Annotated in this window: 10 protein-coding genes and 1 pseudogene; 5 read left to right on the forward strand and 6 right to left on the reverse strand. The window is 62.9% G+C overall.

Translation table 11 applies throughout. The annotated features are described in order from the left end of the window. Nucleotides 1–8 precede the first annotated feature (8 nt). Nucleotides 9–683, forward strand: coding sequence for an HAD family hydrolase (locus H3H55_RS35850; protein WP_193102873.1), 675 nt, complete (start codon nucleotides 9–11; stop codon nucleotides 681–683). 78 nt (nucleotides 684–761) lie between these two features. Here H3H55_RS35850 and H3H55_RS35855 read toward each other — a convergent pair whose 3' ends face one another. Beyond that, on the reverse strand, nucleotides 762–10,400 hold the full coding sequence (locus tag H3H55_RS35855; RefSeq protein WP_193103131.1) for an ESPR-type extended signal peptide-containing protein: 9,639 nt from the start codon (nucleotides 10,398–10,400) through the stop codon (nucleotides 762–764). 1,070 nt (nucleotides 10,401–11,470) lie between these two features. Between H3H55_RS35855 and H3H55_RS35860 the strand changes: the two genes are divergently transcribed. After that, entirely contained in the window at nucleotides 11,471–12,181 is a 711-nt protein-coding gene (locus tag H3H55_RS35860; RefSeq protein WP_129517973.1) for a response regulator transcription factor, read from the forward strand. A gap of 62 nt (nucleotides 12,182–12,243) precedes the next feature. Here the strand turns inward: H3H55_RS35860 and H3H55_RS35865 are convergent, their stop codons facing one another. Next, the gene (locus H3H55_RS35865) at nucleotides 12,244–13,773 is read right to left on the reverse strand and encodes an FAD-dependent oxidoreductase (protein WP_193102874.1); all 1,530 of its coding nucleotides are present in this window, start codon (nucleotides 13,771–13,773) and stop codon (nucleotides 12,244–12,246) included. Nucleotides 13,774–13,954: 181 nt separating this feature from the next. Here H3H55_RS35865 and H3H55_RS35870 point away from each other — a divergent pair. After that, nucleotides 13,955–14,167, forward strand: a pseudogene (locus H3H55_RS35870) (NAD-dependent formate dehydrogenase); the annotation flags it as partial. A gap of 49 nt (nucleotides 14,168–14,216) precedes the next feature. Here H3H55_RS35870 and H3H55_RS35875 read toward each other — a convergent pair. From H3H55_RS35875 to H3H55_RS35890, 4 genes are all read right to left on the reverse strand, one after another. Next, complete coding sequence (locus tag H3H55_RS35875; protein ID WP_193102875.1) at nucleotides 14,217–14,465, reverse strand: hypothetical protein; 249 nt, start codon at nucleotides 14,463–14,465, stop codon at nucleotides 14,217–14,219. 32 nt (nucleotides 14,466–14,497) lie between these two features. Next, nucleotides 14,498–14,953 (reverse strand): DUF1269 domain-containing protein, encoded by a 456-nt coding sequence (locus H3H55_RS35880; protein WP_193102876.1) that lies wholly within the window; start codon nucleotides 14,951–14,953, stop codon nucleotides 14,498–14,500. Nucleotides 14,954–15,189: 236 nt separating this feature from the next. Then, nucleotides 15,190–15,639, reverse strand: coding sequence for a phosphate-starvation-inducible protein PsiE (locus H3H55_RS35885; RefSeq protein ID WP_193102877.1), 450 nt, complete (start codon nucleotides 15,637–15,639; stop codon nucleotides 15,190–15,192). Next, a complete protein-coding gene (locus tag H3H55_RS35890; protein WP_193102878.1) occupies nucleotides 15,636–15,980 on the reverse strand; it encodes a helix-turn-helix domain-containing protein in 345 nt (114 codons plus the stop codon). The genes H3H55_RS35885 and H3H55_RS35890 overlap by 4 nt, the downstream gene beginning before the upstream one ends. A gap of 377 nt (nucleotides 15,981–16,357) precedes the next feature. Here H3H55_RS35890 and H3H55_RS35895 point away from each other — a divergent pair, with 377 nt between their 5' ends. Next, nucleotides 16,358–17,425 (forward strand): Dyp-type peroxidase, encoded by a 1,068-nt coding sequence (locus H3H55_RS35895; RefSeq protein ID WP_193102879.1) that lies wholly within the window; start codon nucleotides 16,358–16,360, stop codon nucleotides 17,423–17,425. Next, nucleotides 17,418–18,233 (forward strand): family 1 encapsulin nanocompartment shell protein, encoded by an 816-nt coding sequence (locus tag H3H55_RS35900; protein WP_129517965.1) that lies wholly within the window; start codon nucleotides 17,418–17,420, stop codon nucleotides 18,231–18,233. The genes H3H55_RS35895 and H3H55_RS35900 overlap by 8 nt, the downstream gene beginning before the upstream one ends. Nucleotides 18,234–18,311 lie beyond the last annotated feature (78 nt).

The following is an 18,311-nucleotide window of genomic DNA, read 5'->3' on the forward strand; positions in this document are numbered from 1 at the left end:
AGATTCACATGCGCATTGAAACGTCTTTTCTGTTCGATCTCGACGGCACGCTCGTCGACAGCGTCTATCAGCACGTGCTCGCGTGGAAGGAAGCGCTCGATGCCGAGGGCATCGAATTGTCGGTGTGGCGCATCCACCGCAAGATCGGGATGAGCGGCGGCCTCTTCCTGAACCAGTTGCTGCGCGAGACGGCGGGCGACATCGACGCCGAGCGCGTCGAACGGCTCGCCCGGCTGCATGCGGCCGCGTACCAGCGGCTGCGCGCGCAGGTACGGCCGCTGCCGGGCGCGCGCGAACTACTGGCCGCGCTGTCGAGCGCGGGCATCCGCTGGGCGATCGCCACCAGCGGGCGGATGGAAACGGCCTCCGTCAATCTCGAGGCGCTCGGCGTCGATCCGGCGAAGAACGTCGTGGTCACGCGCGATCAGGTCAAGTACGCGAAGCCTGACCCCGACCTGTTCCTGACCGCGGCCGCGCAACTGAACGTGCCGATCGAACACACGGTCGTGGTCGGCGACAGCATCTGGGACATGCTCGCCGCCAGCCGCTGCCGCGCGCTCGGCGTCGGGCTGCTGTCGGGTGGGTACGGCAGCGACGAACTGGAGCGTGCGGGCGCGCTGCGCGTGTACGACGATCCGGCGGATCTGCTGTGGCATCTCGACGAGATTGCGGCGCGGCCCTGAACTGAGCGATCGCCGGAATCGCGTTCGCGGGCTCGACGTTGAGCCTGCCACGCCGCGTCAAGACGCCTGACAACACCATCACCAGCTATACCCATACCCGGCACCGTAAGTCTTGTTGTTGCCCGACATGCCGATACCCAGCTTCAGAATGCCGTTGGTCGACACATGCGCACTCGCGCCGAACGCCATGCCCGATTCGCCGGCAAAGCGCGCGACACCGACAGCGAAGTTGATCGTCTTGCCGGGTTCGACCTGCGGCATCATGGTCAGCGCCGTCGCCGCGGCAATCCCCTGCCTTGCCATCTGGTCGGTCTGCTGCAGTTGCGAACCGAGCGTGTTGATCTGAGCCTGCTGGCCTGACAGCGCCGTCGACAGCGTCGACTGCACCGCATTGAGCTGGTTCACGTTGACCGCGTCGGTGCCCTGCGTACCGGGCGCGACGTTGATGATCTGGCGCTGCTGCGTGTCGCTGCCGACCGACACCACGTTCTGGCGCCCGCCGTCCGTCGAATTCGCGCCGATCGCCACCGAATTCGAGCCCGCTGTGACGGTCGGCTTGTCGGAGCCGGTACCGTTCATGTCGGCCGCGACGCCGGCAGCGTTCGTCGTATTCGTCGTCATCAACGTGGACAGCTGACTCAACTGGTTGTTGATGTTCGTCACGCCGGTCGACAGCGACGCCACGTTGTTGTTCGTCGTGCTCAGGCCGGTGGACAGGGAACTGAGGCCGGCCGCCGTCGACGTCGACAGCGTGTTGATCGCGGTCGAGGTCGATGTGGACAGCGACGACACGCTGCTGTTGGTCGAACTCAGGCCCGTCGACAGCGAGTTGATACCCGTCGACAGTGATGCGACGTTTGTCGCGGTCGTTGTCGACAGGGCGTTGACCGCCTGGTTCGTCGCGTTCAACTGGCTGCCGTTGATCGCGTCCGTGCTGGTGGCCGAGACCTGGCCGGCAGCGACGTTCGTGATCTGGCGTTCCGCGCCCGGCGCACCGACGCTCAGGACGCCCACCGGACTGGTGCCGAAGACCGGGTACGTGACGCCGCCGACCGTGACGCTCGACACCGCGACCGCGTTGCCGGTGACCGAGTTCGCGCCGAGCGCGATCGAATTGGCGACGTTCGCGGTGGCGTTCGAACCGAACGCGAGTGCGTTGGTGGCGCTGGCCGTGGCGCCCGAGCCGTAGGCCTGCGCGCCGATGGCGCTGGCCGTGGCCTGGTTGCCGAGTGCGATCGTGTTGTCCGCGGTGGCCTGGCTCGAGTTGCCGAATGCAAGCGCGCTGTTGCCGGTTGCCGTGCTCGCGTTGCCGAGCGCCACTGCGCCGGTGCCGGTCGCCGTGTCGTTCGCCCCCATCGCGACTGCGCCGGTGCCCGTCGCGACGCTCGGGTCGCCGATCGCAACCGCACCGTCGCCGCTCGCGGTGTTGCCCGAGCCGATCGACACGGCCTTGCCGCCTGTGGCCGAAGCGCTTTGACCGATTGCGACCGCGCCGTTCGATTGCGCGTTCGAGCCGTAACCGACCGCGACACTGCTTGCGCCCGCCGCGGTGGCGCCGACGCCGGCGGCCAGCGAGTAGAGGCCGGTCGCGGCGCTGTTGGCGTAGTTCGCCGATTGCGTACCACCGTCGTTGACGCTGTAGTAATGCGTTTTCGCGGCTTCGATCGCGGTCGAGGTCGACGTGGACAGCGACGTCATCGAACTGTTGGTCGAGCTGAGTCCCGTGGACAGCGAGCCGATGCCGGTCGACGTCGAGGTGGACAGTGACAGGATCGAGCTGTTGGTCGAGCTGAGGCCGGTGGACAGCGATCCGATGCTGGTCGACGTCGACGTGGACAGCGAGGAGATCGAGCTGTTGGCCGATGACAAGCCGGTCGACGTCGAGGTCGACAGCGACGACACCGAGCTGTTGGTCGAGCTGAGGCCGGTCGACAGCGAGCTGATGCCCGTCGAAGTCGACGTGGACAGCGAGGAGATCGAGCTGTTGGCCGACGAAAGCCCTGTCGAGGTCGACGTGGACAGCGAAGAGATCGAGCTATTCGCCGACGACAGGCCCGTCGACGTCGAGGTCGACAGCGACGACACCGAGCTGTTGGTCGAGCTCAAGCCGGTAGACAGCGAACTGATGCCTGTCGAGGTCGACGTGGACAGCGAAGAAATCGAGCTGTTGGCCGACGACAAACCGGTCGACGTCGAAGTCGACAGCGACGACACCGAGCTGTTGGTCGAGCTCAGGCCGGTAGACAGCGAACTGATGCCTGTCGAGGTCGACGTGGACAGCGACGAGATCGAGCTGTTGGCCGACGACAGACCGGTCGACGTCGAGGTCGACAGCGACGACACCGAGCTGTTGGTCGAGCTCAGACCGGTCGACAGCGAGCTGATGCCCGTCGAGGTCGACGTCGACAGCGAGGAAATCGAGCTGTTAGCCGACGACAAACCGGTCGACGTCGAAGTCGACAGCGACGACACCGAGCTATTAGTCGAGCTCAGACCGGTCGACAGCGAGCTGATGCCCGTCGAAGTCGACGTGGACAGCGAAGAGATCGAGCTATTGGCCGACGACAAACCGGTCGACGTCGAAGTCGACAGCGACGACACCGAGCTATCGGTCGAGCTCAGACCCGTCGACAGCGAGCTAATGCTCGTCGAAGTCGACGTGGACAGCGAGGAAATCGAGCTGTTGGCCGACGACAGGCCCGTCGAGGTCGACGTGGACAACGAAGAGATCGAGCTATTGGCCGACGACAAGCCGGTCGAGGTCGAGGTCGACAACGACGTGATCGAACTATTCGCCGACGACAGGCCCGTCGATGTCGAAGTCGACAGCGACGACACCGTGCTATCGGTCGAGCTCAAGCCGGTCGACAGCGAACTAATGCCCGTCGAGGTCGACGTGGACAGCGAAGAAATCGAGCTGTTGGTCGACGACAGGCCCGTCGACGTCGACGTCGACAGCGATGACACCGAGCTATTAGTCGAGCTCAGGCCAGTCGACAGCGAGCTAATGCCCGTCGAAGTCGACGTGGACAACGAAGAGATCGAGCTGTTCGCCGACGACAAGCCGGTCGACGTCGAGGTCGACAGCGACGACACCGTGCTGTCGGTCGAGCTCAAGCCGGTCGACAGCGAGCTGAGGCCCGTCGAGGTCGACGTGGACAGCGAAGAGATCGAGCTGTTGGCCGACGACAAGCCTGTCGAGGTCGAGGTCGACAACGACGTGATCGAGCTATTCGCCGACGAAAGACCTGTTGACGTGGAAGTCGACAGCGACGTCACCGAACTATCGGTCGAGCTCAGACCAGTCGACAGCGAACTGATGCCCGTCGAGGTCGACGTCGACAACGAAGAAATCGAGCTGTTGGCCGACGACAGACCGGTCGACGTCGAGGTCGACAGCGACGACACCGTGCTGTCCGTCGAACTGAGGCCAGTGGACAGTGAGCTGATGCCCGTCGAAGTCGACGTGGACAGCGAAGAGATCGAACTGTTGGCCGACGAGAGACCGGTCGAGGTCGAGGTCGACAACGACGTGATCGAGCTGTTCGCGGACGACAAACCGGTCGACGTCGAGGTCGACAGCGACGACACCGTGCTGTCCGTCGAACTGAGGCCAGTCGACAGCGAGCTAATGCCCGTCGAGGTCGACGTGGACAACGAAGAGATCGAACTGTTGGCCGACGAGAGACCGGTCGAGGTCGAGGTCGACAACGACGTGATCGAGCTGTTAGCCGATGACAAGCCGGTCGACGTCGAAGTCGACAGCGATGACACCGTGCTGTCCGTCGAACTGAGGCCGGTCGACAGCGAGCTAATGCCCGTCGAGGTCGACGTCGACAACGAAGAGATCGAGCTGTTGGCCGACGAGAGGCCGGTCGAGGTCGAGGTCGACAACGACGTGATCGAGCTGTTAGCCGATGACAAGCCGGTCGACGTCGAAGTCGACAGCGACGACACCGTGCTGTCCGTCGAACTGAGGCCGGTCGACAGCGAGCTGATGCCCGTCGAAGTCGACGTAGACAACGAAGAGATCGAGCTATTCGCCGACGAAAGACCTGTCGACGTCGAAGTCGACAGCGACGTCACCGAACTATTGGTCGAGCTCAGGCCAGTCGACAGCGAACTGATGCCCGTCGAAGTCGACGTGGACAGCGAAGAAATCGAGCTGTTGGCCGACGACAGGCCAGTCGACGTCGAAGTCGACAGCGAAGACACCGTGCTGTCGGTCGAGCTCAAGCCAGTCGACAGCGAACTGATGCCCGTCGAAGTCGACGTAGACAACGAAGAAATCGAACTGTTAGCCGACGACAAACCGGTCGACGTCGAAGTCGACAACGACGACACAGTGCTATTGGTCGAGCTCAGGCCAGTCGACAGCGAACTGATACCCGTCGAGGTCGACGTGGACAACGAAGAGATCGAGCTGTTGGCCGACGAGAGACCGGTCGAGGTCGAGGTCGACAACGACGTGATCGAGCTGTTCGCGGACGACAAACCGGTCGACGTCGAGGTCGACAGCGACGACACCGTGCTGTCCGTCGAACTGAGGCCAGTCGACAGCGAGCTAATGCCCGTCGAGGTCGACGTGGACAACGAAGAGATCGAGCTGTTAGCCGACGACAAGCCGGTCGACGTCGATGTCGACAGCGAAGACACCGTGCTGTCGGTCGAGCTCAAGCCAGTCGACAGCGAACTGATGCCCGTCGAAGTCGACGTGGACAGCGAAGAAATCGAACTGTTAGCCGACGACAAACCGGTCGACGTCGAAGTCGACAACGACGACACAGTGCTATTGGTCGAGCTCAGGCCAGTCGACAGCGAACTGATCCCCGTCGAAGTCGACGTAGACAACGAAGAAATCGAACTGTTCGCGGACGACAAGCCGGTCGAGGTCGAGGTAGACAACGACGTGATCGAGCTATTCGCCGACGACAGGCCCGTCGATGTCGAAGTCGACAGCGACGACACCGTGCTATCGGTCGAGCTCAAGCCGGTCGACAACGAACTAATGCCCGTCGAGGTCGACGTGGACAGCGAAGAAATCGAGCTGTTGGCCGACGACAGACCGGTCGACGTGGAAGTCGACAGCGACGACACCGTGCTGTCGGTCGAGCTCAGGCCGGTCGACAGCGAGCTGATCCCCGTTGAAGTCGACGTGGAAAGCGAAGAGATCGAGCTGTTCGCCGACGAGAGACCTGTCGACGTGGAAGTCGACAACGACGTGATCGAGCTGTTCGCAGACGACAAGCCCGTCGAAGTCGACGTAGACAACGAAGAAATCGAACTGTTCGCGGACGACAAGCCGGTCGAGGTCGAGGTAGACAACGACGTGATCGAGCTATTCGCCGACGACAGGCCCGTCGATGTCGAAGTCGACAGCGACGACACCGTGCTATCGATCGAGCTCAAGCCGGTCGACAACGAACTAATGCCCGTCGAGGTCGACGTGGACAGCGAAGAGATCGAACTGTTAGTCGACGACAAGCCGGTCGACGTCGAGGTCGACAGCGACGACACCGTGCTGTCCGTCGAACTGAGGCCGGTCGACAGCGAGTTGATGCCCGTCGAGGTCGACGTGGACAGCGAAGAAATCGAGCTATTGGCCGACGACAAGCCAGTCGAGGTCGATGTCGACAGCGACGACACCGTGCTATCGGTCGAGCTCAGGCCCGTCGACAGCGAGCTGATACCCGTTGAAGTCGACGTGGAAAGCGAAGAGATCGAGCTGTTCGCCGACGACAGGCCCGTCGAGGTCGAAGTCGACAGCGACGACACAGTGCTATCGGTCGAGCTCAGGCCAGTCGACAGCGAACTAATGCCCGTCGAGGTCGACGTGGACAACGAAGAAATTGAGCTATTGGCCGACGACAAGCCGGTCGACGTCGAGGTCGACAGCGACGATACCGTGCTGTCGGTCGAGCTCAGGCCGGTCGACAGCGAGCTGATCCCCGTCGAAGTCGACGTGGACAACGAGGAGATCGAGCTATTGGCCGACGACAAGCCGGTCGACGTCGAGGTCGACAGCGAAGACACCGTGCTGTCGGTCGAACTCAAGCCAGTCGACAGCGAGTTGATGCCCGTCGAAGTCGACGTGGACAGCGAAGAAATCGAGCTGTTAGCCGACGACAAGCCGGTCGACGTCGAGGTCGACAACGACGACACCGTGCTATTAGTCGAGCTCAGGCCGGTCGACAGCGAGCTGATCCCCGTTGAAGTCGACGTAGACAGCGAAGAAATCGAGCTATTGGCCGACGACAGACCGGTCGATGTCGAAGTCGACAGCGACGACACCGTGCTATCAGTCGAGCTCAGGCCCGTCGACAGCGAACTGATGCCCGTCGAGGTCGACGTGGACAACGAAGAAATTGAGCTGTTGGCCGACGACAGACCGGTCGACGTGGAAGTCGAAAGCGACGACACCGTGCTGTCCGTCGAACTGAGGCCAGTGGACAATGAGTTGATGCCCGTCGAGGTCGACGTGGACAGCGAAGAGATCGAACTGTTGGCCGACGAGAGACCGGTCGACGTCGAGGTCGACAACGACGTGATCGAACTGTTCGCGGACGACAAGCCGGTCGACGTCGAGGTCGACAGCGACGACACCGTGCTGTCGGTCGAGCTCAGGCCGGTAGACAGCGAGCTGATACCCGTTGAAGTCGACGTGGACAGCGAAAAGATCGAGCTGTTGGCCGACGAGAGGCCGGTCGAGGTCGAAGTCGACAACGACGTGATCGAGCTGTTAGCCGATGACAAGCCGGTTGACGTCGAAGTCGACAGCGATGACACCGCGCTGTCCGTCGAACTGAGGCCGGTCGACAGCGAGCTGATGCCCGTCGAGGTCGACGTGGACAACGAAGAAATCGAACTGTTAGCCGACGACAAACCGGTCGACGTCGAGGTAGACAGCGACGTGATCGAACTGTTCGCGGACGACAAGCCGGTCGACGTCGATGTCGACAACGACGTGATCGAGCTATTGGCCGACGACAGGCCCGTCGATGTCGAAGTCGACAGCGACGACACCGTGCTATCGGTCGAGCTCAAGCCAGTCGACAGCGAACTGATGCCCGTCGAGGTCGACGTGGACAGCGAGGAAATCGAGCTGTTGGCCGACGACAAACCGGTCGACGTCGAAGTCGACAGCGACGACACCGTGCTAACAGTCGAGCTCAGACCGGTCGACAGCGAGCTGATACCCGTAGAAGTCGACGTGGACAGCGAGGAGATCGAGCTATTGGCCGACGACAAGCCGGTCGACGTCGAAGTCGACAGCGACGATACCGTGCTGTCGGTCGAGCTCAGGCCGGTAGACAGCGAGCTGATCCCCGTCGAAGTCGACGTGGACAGCGAAGAGATCGAGCTGTTGGCCGACGAGAGACCGGTCGAGGTCGAGGTCGACAACGACGTGATCGAGCTATTCGCCGACGACAGGCCCGTCGATGTCGAAGTCGACAGCGACGACACCGTGCTGTCGGTCGAGCTCAAGCCGGTCGACAGCGAGCTGATGCCCGTTGAAGTCGACGTGGACAGCGAAGAGATCGAGCTATTGGCCGACGACAGGCTCGTCGAGGTCGAGGTCGACAGCGACGACACCGAGCTATCGGTCGAGCTCAGACCAGTCGACAGCGAGCTAATGCCCGTCGAAGTCGACGTGGACAGCGAGGAAATCGAGCTGTTGGCCGACGACAAGCCGGTCGACGTCGAGGTCGACAGCGACGTGATCGAACTGTTCGCGGACGACAGGCCCGTCGAGGTCGACGTAGACAACGAAGAAATCGAGCTATTGGCCGACGACAAACCGGTCGAGGTCGACGTGGACAGTGACGTGATTGAGCTGTTAGCTGATGACAAACCCGTCGACGTGGAAGTCGACAGTGACGACACTGTGCTATCGGTCGAGCTCAAGCCAGTCGACAGCGAGCTGATACCCGTCGAAGTCGACGTCGAGAGCGAAGAGATCGAGCTATTCGCCGACGAGAGACCCGTCGACGTGGAAGTCGACAGCGACGTGATTGAGCTGTTCGCGGACGACAGGCCCGTCGAGGTCGAGGTGGACAACGACGTGATCGAGCTGTTGGCCGACGACAGACCCGTCGAAGTCGAGGTGGACAACGAGGAGATCGAGCTGTTGGCCGACGACAAACCCGTCGACGTGGAAGTCGACAGCGACGACACCGAGCTATTGGTCGAGCTCAGGCCGGTCGACAACGAGCTAATGCCCGTCGAGGTCGACGTAGACAACGAAGAAATCGAGCTGTTAGCCGATGACAGACCGGTTGAGGTCGACGTCGACAACGACGTGATCGAGCTGTTCGCCGACGACAGACCGGTCGAGGTCGACGTGGACAGCGACGTGATAGAGCTATTCGCGGAAGACAGACCCGTCGAAGTCGAGGTGGACAACGAGGAGATTGAGCTGTTGGCTGATGACAAACCTGTCGACGTGGAAGTCGACAGCGACAACACCGTGCTATTGGTCGAGCTCAGGCCGGTCGACAACGAGCTAATGCCCGTCGAGGTCGACGTGGACAGCGAAGAAATCGAGCTATTGGCCGACGAGAGGCCAGTCGACGTCGAGGTCGACAACGACGTGATCGAGCTATTCGCCGACGACAAGCCCGTCGATGTAGAGGTCGACAACGAAGAGATTGCGCTGTTAGCCGACGACAAGCCGGTCGACGTCGAGGTCGACAGCGACGTGATTGAGCTGTTGGCCGAAGAGAGACCGGTCGACGCGGAGGTCGACAGCGAGGTGATCGAGCTGTTGGCCGACGACAAACCCGTCGACGTGGAAGTCGACAGCGACGACACCGAGCTTTTGGTCGAGCTCAGACTGGTCGACAACGAGCTAATGCCCGTCGAAGTCGACGTGGACAGCGAAGAAATCGAGCTATTGGCCGACGACAGCCCGGTCGAAGCGGAGGTCGACAGGCTCGTAATGCTCGAAGTCGTGGTGCTTGCGACCGAGTAGAGCTGACTGCCGTTGATGGCGTCGGTGCTGGTCGCACTGACGAGGCCTGCCGCGACGTTCTGGATACGACGTTCCGAGTTCACCTGGCCGACGCTGACGACGCCGCCTGCCGAGCCGGCGCCGGCGAAGTTGCCGAACGTCAGACCACCGATCGACGTGGGATTGACCGTGGTGGTGCCGGCACTCGTAGTTGTCAGTGCACTGGTCGTCACCGAACTGCTGCCGAGTGCGACCGAATTCGTGACATTTGCTGTCGACGACGCTCCTATGGCTACGGCGTTGCTAACAGAAGCACTGGAAGAGCTTCCGAGAGCGACGCTGGAAGTACCGCTAGCAGTGGCGCTCGCTCCTACGGCGGTAGCGCTTGTATCAGTAGCATTAGCCGCCCATCCGAGCGCAGTAGCGGAACTCCCGGACGCAAGACTATATCCGCCAAGCGCTACTGAATAAGTGTTGCTGGCAGTAGAGTAACCACCAATCGCGATTGCCCATTGCTGACCCGCGGAGGCAGTTCCCCCCCCGGAGCTACCGATGGCGATCGATGCGGCTTGTGTTGCAGAAGAGCTGGCATTTGCAACGTACTGCGCATGAGCATCATGAACTTGCGCGCCCAACGCCAATACCGCCACAGCGGCGGCCTGAACCACTTTCGATTTCTTCGGCTTACCTCGGGCGGAGGCCAGCTCCGATACAGCAACCCAGGTTCCCAGTGATTCATTCCAGATCGAACGATACGCCCTGTTCATCGCTCACTCCCCGCCCGCTTTACTCGCCCGGTCACACATGAACGCCATGACCCGGTTCAGTTTGTTAAATTTTGTTTAAATAAAAACGAGTTCGAACAAAATCATTCGCCTCGCAATCCACAACGAAATTATTTTCAGACGGATTCAATTTCGAAAACCGCGACTCTCACCAAGAGTCTATTGGCCACCCGGGCCCACATTGCGAACCTTTGTGACACGACTCGACCTCTGGCCTATCCTCCAAGCCATCGAGACCCAATCCGCCTGACGAAAACAGGAAAGAAGGAGCGCACCCGTGCAGCCGTGACGGAAAACCATCCGTCGACGAGCTTCCGGATATTCGGAATCTGCACATAGGGAAGGAAATGAAACCAAAGCGAGTCGATCCCGTTGAAAACACTCGACTCTCGGCTCAAGACCTGGAAATCTCACTTCGACCGGGATCGACCAACGCACCACACCGATTCGAAATATTTTGAGGCGCCTCAAGGAAACTAAAACCGATGCCCAGCTCACGACATAAACCGTGATCACTACGGCACCAGGATTGCCATGTCGATTAGCACGACAACCGGTTTTATATTTATATCCCACCTGAAGCAGCTCAATCGACACAAACGCTGGGGATTTCGATCGATTCAACAATCCGTGAAAATCACACGATTCAGCTCACCCTCAGCCGGCCACCGCAGTGAAATACGCTATATCAAAAACTGTTAATAACCCTGCCTCGTTTCGCCTCACAAAACGATCAAGTCACAAACACATGCAAAGCGCATCCACACCTGCCTAAACCATCCATACCACGCATGCTATATCGATGATGAAGTGTGATTGACAACATTTGTCACACATCGTCACTCCCTCCCCAAAAACCCTCATGTTCATAAAAGTTGACAAAAACCCTACGGGGAAATGTCAATCTATTTCAGGGATCAATCCTGCCATCGGCAGCACGGTACCCAAGCAGAAGATTCCGATTTCCTTTCGCTTTGATCTAACGAATAGGTCAACGCCAATGCAAGCACGTTGGCATGCGCAGAGTTGAGCAACACGAAAAAATAGTGCCAATGAAAATTCTTGCCGTTGATGACGAGCCGGCACAGGCGGCGCTTCTCCACGACACACTGATCGCCGAGGGGTTCAATGTACGCAGCGCCACCAACGGCGCAGAAGCCATACGTTTCCTCGAAACGGATACCGTCGATCTGGTCGTTCTCGACTGGAACTTGCCGGATATTTCCGGACTGGAAGTCCTCGCCTGGATCCGTGCGCGCATCGGGAGAGATCTTCCCGTGTTGTTCCTGACGAGTCGAGTGCGCGAGGACCAACTTGTCGTTGCACTTGAAGCAGGTGCTGACGACTATATGGTCAAACCCATTCGCCACCGTGAATTGATCGCGAGAGTTCGCGCCCTTCTGCGGCGGGCTTATCCAGCCAACTCGACACCGTCGTCGATCAACGTTGGTCGTTATCGCCTGGATCTTGCGACCGAAACCGTATTCCTGAACGACGAGGCAATCAAACTGACATCCCGAGAGTTCAACGTCGCCGTTGCGCTATTTCAAAACTGTGGTCGCGCGGTGCCACGAGAAGCACTGATCAAGTCGATATGGGGGCGCCATAGCGACAATATCTCCCGTACGCTCGATACACATGTCTATCGCGTGCGATCCAAGCTGCGAATCGGGCCCGAAAACGGTGTTCGGCTGCGAGCTGTCTACAATCACGGCTATCGCCTGGAGTTGATCGATTCGAGTCACCTGGACAACGCCGAGTAGAAACGTACGCGAGTTCCGGGGCTTATCGTGCCTCGAGGTTCGTACGTGTCACCGGGCCGCCGTCACGCGGCTGCAATCTGCCGCTCGAATGCCGCTTCCGCCTCCAGGCTGTCGAGATCGCGGCCCACCGTCACGACCGCGAGCCGCGTGTCGCCGCGCCAGTACGCAATCGAGCAGTCGTGCGCGCCGAGGTCGCCGTCGATCTCGACGCGATCCCATTGCTCCGCATGCCCGACGTAGTTGATCGTCATGTCGTAATGCTGGCTCCAGAAGAACGGCACCGCATCGAACGGCCGCTGCTGCCCGAGCATGTTGCGCGCCGCGACGATCCCCTGCCGTTCGGCGACAACCCAGTGCTCGACGCGAATCCGCTCGCCCGTCAGCGGATCGGGCCAGCGCGCGATATCGCCGGCCGCGTAGATGCCGGGCACGCTCGTCTGCAGGAAACGATCCACCGTCACGCCGCGCTCGACGGCGAGTCCCGCGTCCTGTGCGAGCGCAACGTTCGGGTGCACGCCGATGCCGACCACCACGACATCAGCCGGCAGCACGTCGCCGGTCGACAGCGTCACGCTGTCCGGCGCAATCTGCGCGGGCGTCGCGCCGAGATGGAATACGACGCCATGCGACTCGTGCAGCGCCTTGATCGTGTCGCCGAGCGCGGCGCCGAGCACGTGCGCCATCGGCTGCGCATCGGGCGCGACGACATGCACGTCGAGCCCGCGTGTGCGCAACGCGGCGGCCGCTTCGAGGCCGATGAAGCTCGCGCCGACCACGACGCAGCGGCGTGCCGTCGTCAGCTTGCCGATCAGCGCATCGCAATCGGCGCGCGAGCGCAGGACGCACACATGCGGTAGATCCGCGCCGGGCACGGTCAGCCGATTCGGCTCGGCACCCGTCGCGAGCAGCAGCGCGCCGTATCCGACGCGACTGCCGTCGGCCAGCTCGACCGTATGCTGCGCGGGATCGATCCGCACGACACGCGCGCCGCACCGCACGTCGATGCGTTGGTCGGCATAGAACTCCGGCGCGCGCAGCGGCAGCCAGTCGGCCTCGGCCGTGCCCGCGAGATAGTCCTTCGACAGGTTCGGCCGGTCGTACGGCGGATCGCTGTCGGCACTCAGCAGCGTGACGGAATGCGGATAACCTTCCTGCCGCAGCGTGACGGCCGCCGCGATCGCGGCCGCGCCGCCACCGACGATCACCACCGATTCGGGCAAGCCCGCCGCATTCAGCGCAGGCGGTACGGCCGGCCGCGCATCGAGCACGACGGCACGACCATCGCGGCGTTCGACGCGCCAGCACGGCAGCCCGTCGAGCGCCGGCGCGCGCAGCATCTCGCCGGTGCGCAGGCAGAACGCCGCGTGGTGCCACGGACAGCGGATCGTGTCGCCGACCAGCAGGCCGTCGGCCAGCGGCGCGCCGTAGTGCGTGCAGTGCGCGCCCACGGCAAACAGTTCGTCGGCGCGGCGCACCAGCAGCACCGACGCATCGCCGACATGGCCCTCGATCATGGCGCCGTCGGCGATGTCGTCGAGCGCGATGCCCTGCGCGAGATCAGGGCGTGAAGACGCGGAGTCGCTTCCGGACATGGCATCGCTCCCGCAGAGTCAGGTAACGATCCCATTATCGGCGCCCTTCACGAAAAGAACAGGTACAGACGACCCCGCAGCGCACGCAAACACCGACGGTCGCTTGTACGCGATCCATGACCGGCGTAGAACGTCATCAACGTTGCGGCGCAACACGCCGCTGCCGCCCATGACGCATTCCGCGCCGCCCGATCATCCGTGGCGCACGACACCGTTCAACGGGATGACGACGCACATCTCCGGCACGTCGCTGTCCGCGCAGGCGTGTTATGCGGCCGGCACGCTGGAGATACTGCAATGCTGGTTCGACGGCAAGTCGATCCGCAATGAATACGTGGTCGTCGACGGCGGCACGCTCGCGGGAACGGGCGCGCAATCGTACCGGCTGAACTGACGCGACGCGTGGTGCGTTGTATTCCTGCTCGCCATCAGCCGGCGCGAACTCACGCGTCGTCGACGTTGTCCGCGTAATGGTCGACCGCGACCTTGCACTCGTCGAACACCACCGTCAGCCGCTCGATATCGTTCGACTCGACCCACTTCCTGACCTGCAGGAAATAGCCGGTGCCGAGATCGGCGATGCGGGCCGGATCGTCGGTCGTCACGTCGACGGTCACAATCGCGCGGTTGCCGGGTAGCGGCGACAGCGTCGCCGCGATGTCGAAGCGCCGGTACGATTGATCGATGCGCATGCTGTTCTCCCGAATCGGTTCGAAGGCGGCGCTCAGCCGAGCGCCTGGCGGAACACCTTGCCGCCGAATCCCGTCACGATGTTGTCGACGGAGAACGGCGTGGCTTCCTTCGCCTCGAGAATGATCGCGACGCTGCCGGGCAAAAGCCGTGCGGCCACTGTCTCGACGAACGTGCCGTCGAGCAGCGCGTTGCCAGCGGCTTCCGCGAGAATGCCGGCGCCCGCGCCGGCCGCCATCCCGGTGATCACGCCAAGCGGCCCGACGAGCAGGCCGAGCAGTCCGCCCGCGATCGCGCCGATCACGCCGCCCTTGAACGGCCGCGATTCGGCGTCGAGCACCGCGAGCTTGCCGGCTGCGTCCTTTTCCACGACGACGCCGTTTTCGATGTGGAATCCTTCATTCTTCTCCGACAACGCCTCGAAATCGTTCGCGGCCTGGCGGGCCGTGTCGACGCTGCCGAACACGGCGACGATCAGTTGCTTGGTCATTCGAACCCTCTCTCACGTGGATAGGCTGCACGACCGCCGCACGACGCACGGCACGCCCGCAACCCGGTGTTCGATTCAGATGCCGGTCGCAGCAACACGTGCGCGGGCCGCAACGACATACGCCTGCGCGGCCGCTTGCTGCAATTCGATCGCCTGCTTCGTTTCGACGGCATGCGTACTCATCTAGCGCCCTCCTGTTGCGTCATTGCGTGGATACACGGCATGCCGCCCACTTGTCATCTACGCACATGCGCATCGTCCTCGACATCGTCGACGTCCGCCGGAAAACGATGCTGGCCGAAGCTCAGGATCAGCACACCCACCGCGAGCAGCACGATGCCGAAGGTCGTCATCAGCATCCGCTCGGGGCTGTCGGTCGCGCCGCGCAGGATCAGGTCGCGCGCGAGCGACGTCATCGCAATGAACAGAGGAAACCGCACCGGCAGCCGGCCGAGCCGCAGATAGCGCACGTCCATCGCGAGTACTTCGAGATAGAGAAACATCAAGAGCAGGTCGGTCAGCGACACCTCGCCCGCGAGCACGACCTTCCATGCCTCCTGCACCATCGCGAACGCGGTCGCGAGCCCGATCACGATCAGCCCGGCCAGTTCGGCCGCGTGAAGGAAATGGCCGAAGCGGCGGCGGATACGCTCGGCGGGCGAACAGGAAACGGTAGACGTATTCAAGGTGACAGTCGCTGTGATGAGGCGCGTGCGGCACCGGGCGGCGGAACAGCCGTGTCGAGCGCGGTGTCATGCGTATCCGGCGCCGGCGTGCCGGACACTCCGGTCGCCTGCGCGACCGCGGACAGCGTGTGACGGCAGCACACGTGGAACGCAACGCCCGCGTCCGTGCAGGCGACGTCCTGCGCGCGGCGCAACAGCAGGCGACAGCCGAGATACCGTTCGAGGCAGTCGATCCGGTCACTCACCTGCGCCTCGCCGAGCTTCAGTTCGGACGCCGCGCCGGACACGCCGCCATGCTCGACCACCGCGACATAAACACGCATCGCTTCCAGCAGATTCATGGTGACGCTCCTCGTCGGCGGGCGCAGCGGGACCTAATCTACTGCACGCGGCACGCGTGCTCAAGAGCACAGCGCGGTACACGCCAGGAGTACAGCTGCACGGGTGCTGCACAAAATCCGGCCCTGTTTGATCCATTCGAATGACAGATTGCCGATACGTGTTCCAAAGACCCGCCGAAGCTGCTAGATTGCATGCTCGACGACGTTACGCGGTGCACGCAGGCCATGCACCGGGCGGCCGGCCGCCGCCGCTGCGGCCCGTTGCGCGATGCCCGCGCAACGTCCTTCATCCGCATGTCACAAAGAGAACAGTCGCATGACACAGTCCAACCGTTCGCCTTCGCGCGCCGCGGCAGCCGCGGCTCGCCCGCCTCGACATGACTGACCGGCAGGCCGCGATGCAGACACCTCCCCCACTCTCCCAGGCCGTCCACAGCCCGATCACGCGCAGCGCGATCTTCCTCGTGGCGACGATCAATTCCGGCGCCGATCACGCCGACACGATCCGTTCATGGTGCGGCGATATCGCCGCGCTGGTGCGCTCGGTCGGCAAGCGCGTGCCGGGCGGCAACCTGACCTGCGTGTGCGGCTTCGGCGCCGACGCGTGGGATACGCTGTTCGGCAACCCGCGCCCCGCGTCATTGCATCCGTTCCGCGAATTCGGCGCCGGGCAGCGCGTCGCGGTCGCGACGCCGGGCGACATCCTGCTGCACATCCGCGCCGACGCGATGGACCTGTGCTTCGAACTCGCGACGCAACTGCTCGGCGCGCTCGGCGCAGCCGTCACGGTCGTCGACGAGGTGCACGGCTTCCGCAATTTCGACCAGCGCGCGATGATCGGCTTCGTCGACGGCACCGAAAATCCGGAAGGCCGCGAGGCGGTCGACTTCACGGTGATCGGCAACGAAGACGCGGCATTCTCGGGCGGCAGCTACGTGATCGTGCAGAAGTACCTGCACGACATGGCCGGCTGGAACGCGCTCGCGGTCGAGACGCAGGAGCGCATCATCGGCCGCACCAAGCTGTCCGACATCGAGCTCGCGCCGGACGTGAAGCCGTCGTGTTCGCACAGCTCGCTGACCACGCTCGACGAGAACGGCCAGGAAGTGAAGATCCTGCGCGACAACATGCCGTTCGGGCGCCCGGGCGCCGGAGAATTCGGCACCTATTTCATCGGCTATGCGCGCACGCCGGCACCGATCGAGCAGATGCTCGAGAACATGTTCGTCGGCCGCCCGCCCGGCAACTACGACCGCCTGCTCGACTACAGCCGCGCGGTCACCGGCTCGCTGTTCTTCGTGCCGTCGGCCGACCTGCTCGAAGCACTCGCCGACCGTGCGGCACCGGCCGCCGACACCGCGCAACCGCCATCCTCGTCGTCCGCGCCGCAGCGCGACGGCTCGCTGAAAATCGGCTCGCTGAAAGGAACCCAAGCCTATGAATAATCTGCACCGCGAACTCGCCCCGATCTCCGCCTCCGCCTGGGAACAAATCGAGGAGGAAGTGGCGCGCACCTTCAAGCGATCGGTGGCCGGCCGCCGCGTCGTCGACGTCGACGGCCCCGAGGGCCCCGAGCTGTCGGCGGTCGGCACCGGGCACCTGGTGGAAGTTGCCGCGCCGCGCGAGCAGGTGAGCGCACGGCTGCGCGAAGTCCGCAGGATCGTCGAGCTGACGGTGCCGTTCGAGTTGAGCCGCGATGCGATCGACAGCGTCGAGCGCGGCGCGCGCGACGCCGACTGGCAACCGGCGAAAGACGCCGCGCAGCGGCTCGCGTTCGCCGAAGACAACGCGATTTTCGATGGCTATCAGGCTGCCGGCATCGTCGGCATCCGCGAAGGCACGTCGAACCGCAAGCTCACGCTGCCGGCCGACGTCGGCGCGTATCCGGACGCGATCAGCGACGCACTGGAAGCGCTGCGGCTCGCCGGCGTCGACGGCCCGTATTCGGTGGTGCTCGGCTCGGACGCGTACACGGCGCTCAGCGAAGCGCGCGACCAGGGCTATCCGGTCCTCGGCCATATCAAGCGGATCGTCAGCGGCGAGATCATCTGGGCGCCGGCGATCAGCGGCGGCTGCGTGCTGTCCACGCGCGGCGGCGACTACGAGCTGCACCTCGGGGAAGACGTATCGATCGGCTACACGAGCCATAACGACAAGGCCGTCCGCCTGTACCTGCGCGAAACGTTCACGTTCCTGATGCTGACGAGCGAAGCATCGGTGGCCGTGGCGCCGCAGGGTAATCCGGCGGCCTGACAACGGTTGCCCGCACGCGATGCCTGCCGGGCATCGCGCGCGACCGGCCGCGCCGCGGGCCGCACATTCGTCGCCGAT

The sequence above is a fragment of the Burkholderia sp. Z1 genome (genome assembly GCF_014893795.1).
GTDB lineage: Bacteria > Pseudomonadota > Gammaproteobacteria > Burkholderiales > Burkholderiaceae > Burkholderia > Burkholderia theae.